This window comes from Enterococcus sp. DIV0187 (assembly GCF_051713785.1).
Classification (GTDB): domain Bacteria; phylum Bacillota; class Bacilli; order Lactobacillales; family Enterococcaceae; genus Enterococcus_A; species Enterococcus_A avium.
In genome coordinates this window covers 503,934-516,820 of record NZ_JBIOQO010000001.1, presented here as the reverse complement: position 1 = coordinate 516,820, position 12,887 = coordinate 503,934, and the positions used below count along the sequence as shown (strand labels likewise).

Below are 12,887 nucleotides of genomic sequence, written 5' to 3'. Positions count from 1 at the left end.
ATTTTTTGGTGTTATGAAAACAAATTGGATGTATAACATTAATTACTCAGACTTTGAATCGCTAGATGAATTGAATGAATCGTTAAAAGCATATGTTCAAGAAAAAAATCATACTTTTCATCAGTCCATTAAACAGACTCCTTTCGAACGAATGACTCATGATCCTACGCCTGTAAACGAAATCAGTTTAGATAAATTGGAGCATGCATTCCTTCATACTGTAACGCGAAAAGTAGCAAATGACGGCACAATAAAACTGCATACAAAAACTTTTGAGGCAGGTTATTTGTGCATTGGGCACAAAATCACCTTGCGCTATCTTCCTGATTTCAGCAAGGTTTATCATGAAACAGATGAACAGCAGCTCATTTCATTAAAAGAGGTAAATAAAATTGATAATTCTCGAACACAAATTCGTTTAACGGAATAAATTTTGGATTTTTTAACTTTTTATGGTTTAACCCATAATCCATTTGATAAGGAAAACGATACAGCCTATGAAACTATTGATTTGAAAGAAGGAAATGTCCGATTGAACTATATGTGCAAAACCTTAGGTTTTTGTACGATAACTGGTAGACCTGGTGTTGGAAAAACGTTCGCCTTACGCCAGTTTGCTTCAAAATTGAATCCAAATATTTATCGTATCTGTTACTTACAACTTTCGACAGTTTCCGTTCCCGATTTTTATCAAGCAATTGGAAAATCATTAGGTATTGATCTCCCAAGTCGAAAAATTGACAAAATTCATCAAATACAAGAAAGGATCACTACTCTTCATGAGAAAAATAAAATTACCCCTATTTTTATTTTTGATGAAGCACAATATTTGAAAGGCACAATTTTACAGGAGCTGGTCATGCTTTTCAATTTTGAAATGGACTCCAAAAAAAACTGTTTGGTCTTACTATCCGGGCTTCCATACTTAACGCAAGTAATTGAAAGGGCACAATTTGAGCCTTTGAAACAGCGTATAATGACAAATTATGAATTCATAGGCATCGAAATGAGTGAAGCTCAGGCTTATTTAGAACAACTACTTAAAGATGCAAATCGAACAACTCCGCTATTCTGTGAGGCAGCTATAGGAGCTTTACACTCAAATTCCAATGGGAGTATTCGAAAAATGAACAACATTATTGCACAATCATTATTGTTAGGTGCAACTAAAGAACAAGTTCTTATTGATGCAGATATCGTTCTTTCAACGATAACGGAGTTGAATTTTATCTGATGCCAGCACCTTCGGTGAATATCCCTGCCACTAGAAATTTCTAGTGGTTTTTTATGAATTAAATCGAAGGTTGATACTTACCCAGGTGATTTTAGTCACTATATGGTTCTTTCCAAAGTTAGTTGATTTCAGGCTTTCCCCGCATCTTTTCCAGAAGAAGGGTTTTGGTTCTTAAAGTGTTAAACCCGCATCGGCCATACATAATCCTCTTGATCACTTTCACTTTGTTGACGCTACCTTCAGCTAGCCCATTGCTTTCATCAAAAGTGATTGCGTTTTGCACCGCATCAATATCTCGTATAATACCATTGATGAAACTATTGATTTCGCTGATTCCTAGTTTTTGAGCTTCTGCGATCCAGTTGGATAGTTGATTCACCTCTTTCTCGGAGACCAGTTTTTTGAAGCTCCAAATGAGACTATATATGACTTGAAATTGTGGCACCGTTTTTAGTACTTGCTCAAATTGTTCTTTTGTGATGGCGCTCACTTCTTCCAGCGGGTGATAGAGCAGTTTAAACAATCGCTGACGCTTGATCATCTCAGTGTAGCCAACTACTTCAGTCGCTTTCGAAGCATCTGGATGTATCTGCTCCTTTTTCCATCTACTGCAGTAGTGTCGTAGATTGGAAGATGAACCTTCGTACCCCATTTCCCTAATTTCTCTTTCAATGACGCTGCCCATTACCCCAAGCTCAAGTTTTTGATCAATGAAGGAGCGATACCTGTCAAGAACACTTTGTCTGTACTTGCCTATCGTTCCGTGTACGGGATCAAAATCTGGAGAAAGGTATCTGTAGATGGTTCTTCGTGCAAGGCCTGTATCACGCTGTATCGCACTCACGCTGAGTCCGTTTTGTCGCATGCTTCGTATTTCTTCCACCAGTTCCATTTTCATCAGGACTTTTTCCTGACTTCTTTCATTTGCAATCGTTCTAAAACGATCAATCACTTCCTTATCTGTCAGCGCAATCAGTTTTTTATAACTCCTGACATCCATATTCAATTCTTCGCAGATCTGTGTTTGAGTGAGACCCGCATCAGCTAGACTCTTTATCCTCCTAAATTTTTGTTCCAAAGTTAATTTTCGATTCTCATTGGCTGAAGATATTTCTTGTTCTATTTCAACGTTTTCGATGCTTCTGGTTGCTGGAATAAGAATTCGCGCCTTCATGACTTTTTTCAAATGGGCTTTCCCATAATCAATGAGATTTTTATACAAGTGGAACCTGTCACTTACTTGTCGGACCTCTGGATGAGCAATAGAGATTGCGTTTTTATAAGTGATGGATCCATCTCTTGAGACGAGTTCCAAATTGGGGAAAGTGCATAACCATTCCGTTACCTCCTCCGCGTCTCTGCTGGGCAAAAGATCAATGACTCGATGTGTCTCGAGGTCTACCATAATTGTGCCGTAGCGTTCTCTTTTTTTTAGAGCAAAATCATCAATACAAACAGCAGTTACGATCGCTTTATCAATCATTGTTCCAGTTTTTTTTTATCAGATTACAGATGGTGCTCTTTCCCACATCAACGATCTGGTTTCTCAGTATTTCCGAGGCTGCTACTGAACTGACATTCAACGAGATACGTAATATTTCTTCTTCCAGCCGTTTGGTCTTTTTTGCTTTTCCAGCCAAAACATCGAAACGTTCTGCAAAAGTGGTATGACCACATTCTTGGTTCTCACAGAAAAATTTGCGGTTCTCCAGCACGATGACCACTTTTTTTCCTTGGATCGGTAGATCTTGGAAAGAACGCTCGTACCTTGAGTGTATCCTGGAAGAGGGAGTGTGGCAGAATGGGCAATCGACAGAATACCGGTTTGAAGCAACATAAATGAAAAATGTGTCACCCGTCAACTCATGGTCAATGTAATCCAGATGTTCATCCAGCAGTTTAATCAATTCCTCCACGATGGCTCACTCCTATGTTGATTTATTACTTTACTTTTACCATGCTTGAGCAAGCAAATCAACTAACTCTGAAAAGAACCCACTATATTTCAGCATTTCCAGTCATAAAATCACTGGAGCCAGATGCATTTCCGGTGCCGAAATAATGTGACGGACGACAATATAGTAAAGTGTATTACGTTTACTTTTGTATAACGCTTTGGATCTGTGTCAATAAAGTGGATGCATTTATCGAGAGTTTTATGAAACCAAGCCACTCTCAAGTTGTCTCATGGTTTCAGACAATCATCAACCCAAAACCGTTTGACCATTCTCTGAAACCATGAAAAGAATTTCTCGTGGATTCGTTTAAAAAATGTGTGTAGTTATTGTGCGTACTGCCGGGCTTGGCCTTCTGCTTGTTGTGGTGTCTTATAGTCAATCGCTCCATGTATCTGCTTGCGGTTGTACCATCCTTCAATATATTGAAACAGTGCTACTCTGGCTTCTTCGAAAGAATGGTAGGTCGTTTGGTAGACTTCTTCTTTTTTTAAGGCTGCGTGAAACGATTCGATAACGGAATTATCATAAAGCGTCCCTTTGCGACTGTATGAGTGCACCATCTTGTTCTCACCTAGCGCTTTTTCAAAATCGATGCTCGTATACTGTGAACCAAGATCTGTTTGGATGATCAGTCTGTCTGTCGGTTGTTGTTCTTGAATCGCTGACTTTAGCGCGCTCATCACGATTCCAGTGATCATCTCTTTAGCATAGGTGTAGCCGAAGATTTTTTTCGAATAAAGATCGATCACAGAAGCCAAGTAGGTCCAGCCGTCCTTTGCAGTCGAGATGTATGTGATCAGCGTCCCATTTTTGATTGATGTTAGTTGCAGAAAAATCTTGGTCTAAAAGATTTATCCGTTCCTCAACGCGCGATTTAGAAGCCTTGGTAGGTCGATATTTTTTTACGGTGATCGAATGGATGCCGAGGATACGCATCCGCTTTTGCACACGTTTGATCGATAAATCAAAACCTTGCTCAATCAATTGATGATGAATTTTCCATGCACCATAACGCTTCTTACTGTCTGCGTAGATGGACAGAATTACCTGATCAATTTGTTCGTTCTCCAGCTCGCGATTACTAGGCTGATGTTTGAGCTCCTTGTAATACGTGCTCAGTGCTACTTTCATCACTCGCAAGAGCATCCGAGTCGGATACTCGTTACTCTCATTTTTAATGAAGCGGATTTTGCTGTGTAAGTTTACTTCGTGAAGATAGCCGCCATTGCTGTTTTTAAGATTTCGTTCTCCTGACGCAGACGAGTCATTTCTTTTTCCATCTGTTTGATCTGAGTCGGAGTCAACGAGCTACCAGCGACACAGCGACTAGGCTGTTGTTTTTCTTCCATTTTTTCGTTCGAGGTTATTATAGTCCTCTCCCAAAACGTGTCCACTAAATCATCCTAACACCACTTCTCAACTCGTTAATCGTTACTTGCTCAAAAAAATCACCACTTAAATGATAACCATCACCCCAAACAGTCACGATAGATTCACCTCGTATCCCCTGTTCTAAAAGTTTCTTTTTTAAAGATTTGATTATTGCAGATAATTGTGACAAATTGGAAGCCGTTGCTGAACGTTCCCACAATAGTCGGCACATATCATTTCTTGAAATGACCTCGCCTTTTTTTTCATAAAGCAAAGTTAAAATTTTTTTCTGAGTCGCATTCAAAGACAAACTGTTCAAAGAAATCTTCTCACAGTCTTCACTCATCTTGTAGCTTAGTCTCCCAATACTTAAATCATAGGTAGCGTTGAGTAACTCTCGTATTTTTTCTAACAAACTTGTCATTACCAACCAATCAGTCAGTCCTCTTGAAATCCAAAATTGTCGATCATCTTCTGTTGGCTCTAGTTCTGCTTTTCTTAGTATCCGTAACTGTTTTATTCCCAAAACTTTCAATAATAAAATCACTTCATGATTTGTCAATGTATCGCTTAGAACGATGGTTTCAAAGAAATCTGTTATCTTTAATTGTGATGTTTGTTGCAAAAAACTATCCACAAGTTTTGATGAAATAAACACTTCATGACCTAATTCAAGCAATTTTTTTTCTAAATCGCGCTCATAGTCAATGCATTTTGTTAGTATAAGTACTCGTTTCATATTTCTCTCCTTTATTACTTTTAACAACAGGTCTTTTTACATGTTTACAAATGCCTCATAAAAATCAGCCATTTTTCATTGAGTAACAAATAAGTCCCAAATTCATTTTCTCTGTTTTCACATAGAATTTCATAATTCTCATTTGATGTAAGAAGGCAAAAAAAGGAGTGCACTACATGAACACTCCTTAAAAAATTGTCACTCTGACCATTTTTTTATTATGGAATCTTTATCTCTCCAAAATGATTGGTTTGCTGATCCCAAGCATAGTCATTGATCGTCGTGTTTGGTTCTAAATAGATCGTTAACCAATAGACTTCTTTATTATCGCAATCCAAATGAATAGTTCTTAAACTGTCGATTTTGGCGATATCTTGCTCACTTTCCTTTTCTGTCAGCACAAAGCCAAGATAGGTATAGTATTGCGGCGTAAGCCATCGAATGCTGATTCCCTTATATCCTTTCTGTAAGGGAACCATGTATTCATTGTAAGAAACTGTTTTATCAATGTCTCCGCTATTGGTTATAATATTTTTGGTTGAATACTTTTGATCGTAGTTCGGCAGTTGCACATTATCTAGCGTAAAAAATCCATTACTTGGGCGTTTGATTGATGAATGCGGGTTCTGAATAACTTGTCGCGCATGCAAAGTAATAGAAATATGTGCCTTATAAATAACACTAACAGTGATCTCTTCTACTGATGTACCTGCTTTGAAGATCATCTCATTCATTTCACCAACCTTTGTCGCATTGCTGACGTTAATTGGAAACGTAGTTGCTGGTTTCCCATTTGTTGTCTTGTACTCAATCGGTTGATAGTCTATATCGTTCACTAATAGGTTGGGAGGAAGTCGTTTGTATGAAACGTCACGTAGAATCTCTTCAGTTACCATCTTGAATGGATCAAGTTTTTCCCCTTCGTCGTCAACTCCGATATAATGAACTTTGGCATATTTCGTTACATCCTTCTCAAAATGGAATGAATGAACATAGCTGTCACAGACTGATAATTCACCTTTTGTTGCTGTCAAGTTCTCGTTATTGGTCCCATCTGCCACACCATTGAGTGTATACGTCTTCTCCGTTGCTTGTGGTGTGAAAAATTTCCATGATTGTTTATCATATGGTAGCCATTCTTCTTCCACCCATTTTTTGATCCAAGAGTCTATCCAAGCTATTACCTTACTTTCTACTTCTGGTGTCCAATTATTTCCAGAAGCAATGAAATCGGCCTTAGTTTTTTCAAGCACTACTTTTCGATGTTTAATAACTTGTTCATCCTTGATCTCTTCCGTATCAAAGTTTGCCTCCCACTCAGCTTCGCTCAGTTTAGCAACTTTCGCTTGATCATAACCAAATGTTGGCGGAGTTGTAGTCGTTCCAATAATCGTTTCATTTTTGTCTAAAGGAAAACCGATTAATTTTTCAATGCCGTCGTTGGTCATTTTTGTGACATTTTGGGCCGTTGCATCATAAAGTACCTCATTGGTAGCTGCGTGATCAATTCCATTGTGTTTGATGGCCGTCTCTGTGTAAAAATTATCAAAGACCTTCCGACTGATAACAGCTGGTTCGGCACCGTAATAATTTGTTTTAACGAACACCCAGACAACACAATTATCTGCTACTTCAATACTTTCATCCGTTAACTTGACTTCAGACTGATTCAGACCTTGTTTAATTCCTTTCCAACCGTTTGTGTCAGCTAAATCAACAGCTGTATACCCCAACGTATTTGCTTGACTATACGCGGTATTAAATTCCTCTTCAGAAGGAGTCTGGATATCCATATTGGGATCGTTATTATCATAAGGAAGGATCAGGTATTTGGTTTCCTTTAATTCAGGTTCAACGGTCAGATTTAGCTGTGAACTATGATAGGCACTGCCTAAACCAATGTCAATCTTGACTTTTTCCTTAGCTTTTTGCGATTTGTAATGCTTTTCCATTGGAGCTTCAATAGAGATATTGCCTGGAATAATTCTCGGAGCCCCTCGCATGAACATGAGTTCATAACTATAATAATCAAACAAACCGTCAACTGAGTGACGTGCCGCTGTTCCTACATCTGGATAGACTTGTGTCGATCCCCACCAATCGTAAACAGGGTCATAATCCCACCCCCAAGCAATTGCGCCAGAACCATCTAATCCAGTTTTATATAAATTTCCAGAAACATCTAACAGTTGAAACGCAGATTGGTAACTAGACATGCTAGCAATTTTTCCTAACTCAGCATTTTGTGTACCCGTAAAATCGTTTGGTATACCACCAGTAGCAAACTCAATCCAATTCCGTTCATCTTCCTTTACTTCTGGTACACTCGTTTCATTCGTTACATTGATTGGTAGTGACGGAGACGTATGGTTATCTACAAACCATGAACCGTCGTAGGCCTCGTTAGCTACGTAATAATTCCCGCTGATCGTATCCGAACTGTCTTTACGAACGACATAAACCAAGCGCTTTCCATCAGAATCAACCAAATAGACTTTTTCATGTGCCTTTCTCAAAGATGTTAGAGTCGGCGCAGTAATGCTGACAGAGCCTTTTTCCCCGACTGTTTTATAATATTTTTTATCATAGATTGTCGGATGTTTTTTTGATGCGGCGTCATCTATATCTGACCACATACCTTGATTTTCATACCCCGTCAGTTGGAAACCCACGCGACTATTATATTCCACGTTTGAAAAAACCGGCGCTTTAGGAACCTTTTCGTTATATTGTGTGTCTCCATCACCTAAAACCTTGGGTAATTGTGTTGCCTTACTGAGATACGTATTTAACTTCCCATAAGAAGGCGTTCTAAAATCATACTCAACAGTGGTACCACGAGATCCATACAATGGACCATCTGTTCCAAATTGATAATAATTATTTCTTCCCCAAACCCAAACTCTCCCATATTGATCGACTGCGTGAGTAGCGAATTTTCCAGCATTCAGCGAAACAAAATGAGGGGGATAGACTGCGGATGAGGTGTCGATCTCTACTTTTTGCGGCGTCTCATAATTACTGCCTGCAGTTGATTCAAAGTACAGCCGCCCAAACTGATAGATTTCTCCTTGATCTGTCAAAACGAAACTATTGTTTAAGTCCGCACTTACTTCAACTGGTGTCAACTTTTGAGTTGAAAAGAAGGTTGTTTCGGCTAGGTCTTGAGAGCCTCCGGTATTTCCATTCCCTCTTTGCCCATAACCGTTGCTTCCAAAAGAATAGACTTTCCCAGATGCTGTCGCAATAAGACCATGCGAATTTCCCATTGACATCGAAATAAACTTGTCATTTTTATTCAAATCAGTTAATTCTGAAACTTCTGTTGGTGTGGTAACATAATTAGGCCCAGATAGAAATGGAATTCGTCCACCAGCTTGATAGCCCCATGCATACACATTACCGCTTTCTGCTATCGCATAAATACAATGTGCGGATTCCGTTCCAGGATAAATTTGATCAATCTTTTCATGGCCCGGAAAATCGACTTCTACTGGTAAAGGATTCGCTGATCCGGCACTACCAGAAACGCCATTCCCCATTTGACCTTCGAGACCTCTTCCCCATGCATAAAGCGTTCCAGTTTCACTCAAAGCATAAAGGGTGTGATACCCTCCCCAAATTTTATGAATCTTGATATTATGATCAATAAAATAAGGAATTCGCTTCATCCCCCCCTGATAACGAGCGGCATTTGTAGGTAAACCTACCCCTTGGACACCATGAGAATTATACCCCCAAGTCCAAACAGCACCATGAGAATCAAGTGCCGCACCTGCAGTATAAATTGTTACAGCATCCACAAATTTTACTGCTGAAAGCAATTTAGGCGTTGGCGCCATCAAGGAGCTTTCTAACGTTGGTAACTCACGTTTCAAACTGCCTGAACTTGGTTTCTGCTGAATAAGCTGTGAATCAGATGTCGTTTCTGTTTCACGTTCACTTTCTAACATTGATTCATTTGAAGCATCACTTATTTTTTCTTTCTCTTTTTCTTTGACCGAAGAAGAATAACTTGATTGGCTGACTTCGTTGGTCGAAGAAGTACTTGAATCCTCCGTTGAATGAATACTAGCTGAACTGTATTCATTCATATCGTTGGTTTCCGCATACATACTTAGACTACTCCCAACAGAAAGGAGTAAGACAATGAATAAACATTTAATTATCCTTTTTATCAATAGATTACTCCCTTCTACTCGGCTAAATTCTCTAACGTACTATCAATCGTTCTCAACGGTTCTACTGTCTGGGCGTTTTTGTTTCCCCACCAAGACAAGCGATAATCATAACTCTTTGTATGAATCGCTTCCGTTTTGGCAACAATATCAAAAGTTACTCCTTCATACTTCGCTTTTTGCGCGTTTGGAAGGATAAGCTTTACTTTTTCAAACAGATTCGGTGTGGTCTCACCAGGGCCTAGTACATCAAGATAATAGTAATACCCATCTTTTCCATCCTTCCATTTCGTCGTATCAAGACCGACGGGCTGTACCTGATCTCCCCAATTTACTTCAAATGGCTCTCCATCTTTTATTGCCGCTGGAAAAACCAGGATTCTCACAAAAGCATTGACATCTTCTGTATTTTTTGCAGCGACAACTTTTTTAAACTCTCTATCAGGTTCAAACTGATTAGGAGTTTCAAAATCGTCAACTAAAATAACGTCGAATAGCAGATTTCCTGATTTAAATTTATTTTGAATTGAGTCTGCCGTAGTGAACCAAGCCAAAGTTAAAAATGTTACAATGCTAAACCCAAAAATAACAAGCGTTTCCTTTGTGAATTTGCCTTCTCTTTTAAACTTCTTTAGAAACTTTTGAAAAAACTTTTGAAGTTGATCGTTCAAAACTGCATCACCTCATTTCAATGCAATAGACTGGTGCCTTTGATTCTTATCAAAGTGCACCAGTCTCTTTCCTATTTTAAAGCTATATGCACTACAATAATTCTATCATCATTTTAGTTTTTTTCTTATTTTCACTAAACAAATGATTGTGATAAGTATGCACCCTAATACAATAAACTCATCCATAATCGTTTCGCCTGTTTTAAGCAGGGATCCTTCTCTAAGTAAATCCTTTAATGGAGCTTGATTTGGTATTTTAGGTATACCTTCTTCGTTTTTTATTGACGCCTTAGGATATGTAGCGATAAACTGCCAATAAACTTCTGCTTCACTTGGACCAGAAAAATACTTTTGGTTCCATTTTTCTACATCGTTCATTCTTAAATTAATCGTTACGATTTTTTCAGATCTAGGAGAGACCAAACCAAAAGGAACTTCTTTATTGCCATTCTTATTCGTACTCAAATTGCCTTGAAAGACTTCTTGTTCTTCAGATAGAATCCGCATAGACATATTTTCGATCAAATCAATCTTTCCACTTTTTGACTTTGGCTGAATGACCAACTTTAAATCATAGGCTTCGTCTCGAAAATTTCTAATGATCAGCTTTCTTTTAAATGTATCTCCTGGCTGTAAATCGTCTAAGTTGAAGAAATAACCTCCATCTTTCGAAATGCTTATCCCGTTCTCATCGCCAACTAAAAATCCATCAGGCAAATTTGCCTCTATTGCTGACACTCGTTGAAAAGAGATAGTAGACAGGATCATGACTAACAGAAAGTAAATTGTTCTCTTAAGTCTTTTCACCGCCTCACTCCCATTCTTTATCACACATTTCATAACTACTATGCATAAAGCTATTCATTTCTACTTGCTTTTTTGAATTTACTTTATTTTTATAATGTTGCTTTGATGGCATTAGCAATGTTTGTTGGAATTCCAGGGAATCCGCCTCCATCAATTGCTTCTTCAGTTGCTTGTAAAGCTTCGATTCTTACATTCAAATCATAATCCATTAATTGATATGTGTTGTCCGCGCTACCATCTAAAGTAACCGATTCTAAAATCAATGGTGAACGTTGGCCTGACACTAATTTACCGATGTAATAGAACCAACCACCATCTTGATCATACGCCCATTTTCCAGCTGTTACAGCTGAAGCATCCACATCACTAGAATATCCAAGCAAAATTTTGTCATCTAATGCTGACTTAATGATATCGGCTGTCGTAGGTGATGGTGCCACTGCCCAATCTTTTGTAGCTGTTGTCCCTAATTTGTAGTATAAATATTTTACATTGGAAACAGTTACTGTTGATGTCCCTTGATCATAGGCAAAGTCGGCATCCATTTTATAAAATTTTCCACTATCTTCACGATATAAAGCAAATTCATATTTGTTGGTAAATACTTTTTTCCCAACAATCGTTACACCAGCTGGAAGTCCACTCACTGTCAAACCTAATGTCGCAGGATCAGAATACCCATTTGTAGCAAAATTTACTGATGGAACTGGTACAAGGTCTGTAGACGCTTGTTCAGTGCTAAAAGAATAATATTTTAATTTATTGCCATCAGCTTCCATTTTCTTTAATGTTTCTTCAAACGATAAACGCACAACAACATCAGTATCACTATTACTGAGAACGCCTACTTCTTTTTTCACTTCTTGCCCAGGTACCCATGGATCTGGTTTTTCAAAATCTTCGACGATTTTTACTGACCCATCTGGTAATACTCCTGTTTTAAATTTGTTTGTTACATTGTCTGTAGACGTAAACCATGCAAACGTCCCAATCAATGTCAGGGCTGCCACCATAATTAATGATAACCCTACAGCTTTTTTCTTCTTTGAATTCATAAGAATCCTCCTTTATATGTTTTGCTATCAGAAATTTTTTCACTTTCTGTTAAGCCTTACTAAAAAAAAATTTTGAAATGATGCTCAGCAATAAAATAAAAATCACTGCTAATCCAATCGCAATCAACGGATTTTCTTGAATCGCAGTCAGCAATTTTCCTGCCATTGGAACGACAAAAGAAACGATTCCGATAATTTGTCTATTAGAGATTTCAGGATCATCCATGTTATTTGCATCTCCTCTAGTAACAACTGTATCCTTTTCAGCATCTTTTTTGATTACCCTATGAGTCAAATAAATTGAGTTATCTTCGATTCCATTTGGAACAAACGTCACAACATCGTTCACCTTAATAGACGATGGCTTCCTAAGTTTTACAAACAACAGATCACCTTTTTCAAAAGACTCGCCTTTGAAACGATCACTCATTGATTTATCTGTCTTCATGGAATTCGTTTTGACAGAATAGATACGGTAACCAAAAAGTGATTTATCAGTTTTATCACTAAATCTAAACCAAATCGCTAATACAATAATCAGAAGTAAAAAAAACCAAAAAAAGATATTTACGATTTTAATTCCCTTACTTTTCATTTCCAACTTTCCCTCTATCCCGTTCAATTTTTTTTGATCAGCAGAACACATTACTACTTCTTTGCAAACCTTCTTATTTTCAAACAAACGATTCATTTATTTTTTGAACAGTTTACTTCATCTGCAGAACGATAACTATCTCGCAAGTATCCCATTAATCTTTTTATCAAAATTTCTTACTGACAACATGTAAAAAGGTATCCTATTCCACTCAAATATGGACTTACCAAATGTATCATGCGCTAAAAAAAATGCATAATAACTATTAGAAATTGTCAT

At 37.9% G+C, this 12,887-nt stretch carries 13 protein-coding genes; 2 read left to right on the top strand and 11 right to left on the bottom strand.

The genetic code is table 11. The features are described 5' to 3' along the window. Positions 1-13: 13 nt before the first annotated feature. Positions 14-430, top strand: a complete 417-nt coding sequence (locus IGI52_RS02570; RefSeq protein ID WP_438780383.1) for a hypothetical protein — start codon at positions 14-16, stop codon at positions 428-430. Between the two features lie 3 nt (positions 431-433). Further along, positions 434-1,234 carry an ExeA family protein gene (locus IGI52_RS02565; RefSeq protein ID WP_438780382.1) on the top strand — a complete coding sequence of 267 codons (801 nt, stop codon included), beginning with the start codon at positions 434-436 and terminating at the stop codon, positions 1,232-1,234. 118 nt (positions 1,235-1,352) lie between these two features. On the opposite strand, the gene IGI52_RS02560 is transcribed toward IGI52_RS02565, so the two are convergent. From IGI52_RS02560 to IGI52_RS02510, 11 genes are all read right to left on the bottom strand, one after another. After that, positions 1,353-2,717, bottom strand: a complete 1,365-nt coding sequence (locus IGI52_RS02560; protein ID WP_438780381.1) for an ISL3 family transposase — start codon at positions 2,715-2,717, stop codon at positions 1,353-1,355. Further along, positions 2,710-3,150, bottom strand: a complete 441-nt coding sequence (locus IGI52_RS02555) for a transposase family protein (protein WP_438780380.1) — start codon at positions 3,148-3,150, stop codon at positions 2,710-2,712. The genes IGI52_RS02560 and IGI52_RS02555 overlap by 8 nt, the downstream gene beginning before the upstream one ends. 365 nt (positions 3,151-3,515) lie before the next feature. After that, positions 3,516-3,941 (bottom strand): transposase, encoded by a 426-nt coding sequence (locus tag IGI52_RS02550; protein ID WP_438782218.1) that lies wholly within the window; start codon positions 3,939-3,941, stop codon positions 3,516-3,518. After that, complete coding sequence (locus IGI52_RS02545; RefSeq protein WP_438782217.1) at positions 3,895-4,323, bottom strand: IS3 family transposase; 429 nt, start codon at positions 4,321-4,323, stop codon at positions 3,895-3,897. Before IGI52_RS02545 ends, IGI52_RS02550 begins: the two co-directional genes overlap by 47 nt. A 71-nt stretch (positions 4,324-4,394) precedes the next feature. Then, entirely contained in the window at positions 4,395-4,541 is a 147-nt protein-coding gene (locus IGI52_RS02540; protein WP_438780379.1) for a hypothetical protein, read from the bottom strand. Between the two features lie 44 nt (positions 4,542-4,585). Continuing rightward, on the bottom strand, positions 4,586-5,302 hold the full coding sequence (locus IGI52_RS02535; protein ID WP_438780378.1) for a winged helix-turn-helix domain-containing protein: 717 nt from the start codon (positions 5,300-5,302) through the stop codon (positions 4,586-4,588). A 218-nt stretch (positions 5,303-5,520) separates the two neighbouring features. Further along, a complete protein-coding gene (locus IGI52_RS02530; protein ID WP_438780377.1) occupies positions 5,521-9,417 on the bottom strand; it encodes an RCC1 domain-containing protein in 3,897 nt (1,298 codons plus the stop codon). Positions 9,418-9,497: 80 nt separating this feature from the next. Next, positions 9,498-10,151 (bottom strand): hypothetical protein, encoded by a 654-nt coding sequence (locus tag IGI52_RS02525; protein WP_438780376.1) that lies wholly within the window; start codon positions 10,149-10,151, stop codon positions 9,498-9,500. Between the two features lie 108 nt (positions 10,152-10,259). Next, complete coding sequence (locus IGI52_RS02520) at positions 10,260-10,958, bottom strand: hypothetical protein (protein WP_438780375.1); 699 nt, start codon at positions 10,956-10,958, stop codon at positions 10,260-10,262. Positions 10,959-11,047: 89 nt separating this feature from the next. Then, entirely contained in the window at positions 11,048-12,013 is a 966-nt protein-coding gene (locus tag IGI52_RS02515) for a BsaA family SipW-dependent biofilm matrix protein (protein ID WP_438780374.1), read from the bottom strand. 49 nt (positions 12,014-12,062) lie between these two features. Next, the gene (locus tag IGI52_RS02510; RefSeq protein WP_438780373.1) at positions 12,063-12,608 is read right to left on the bottom strand and encodes a signal peptidase I; all 546 of its coding nucleotides are present in this window, start codon (positions 12,606-12,608) and stop codon (positions 12,063-12,065) included. Between the last annotated feature and the right edge of the window lie 279 nt (positions 12,609-12,887).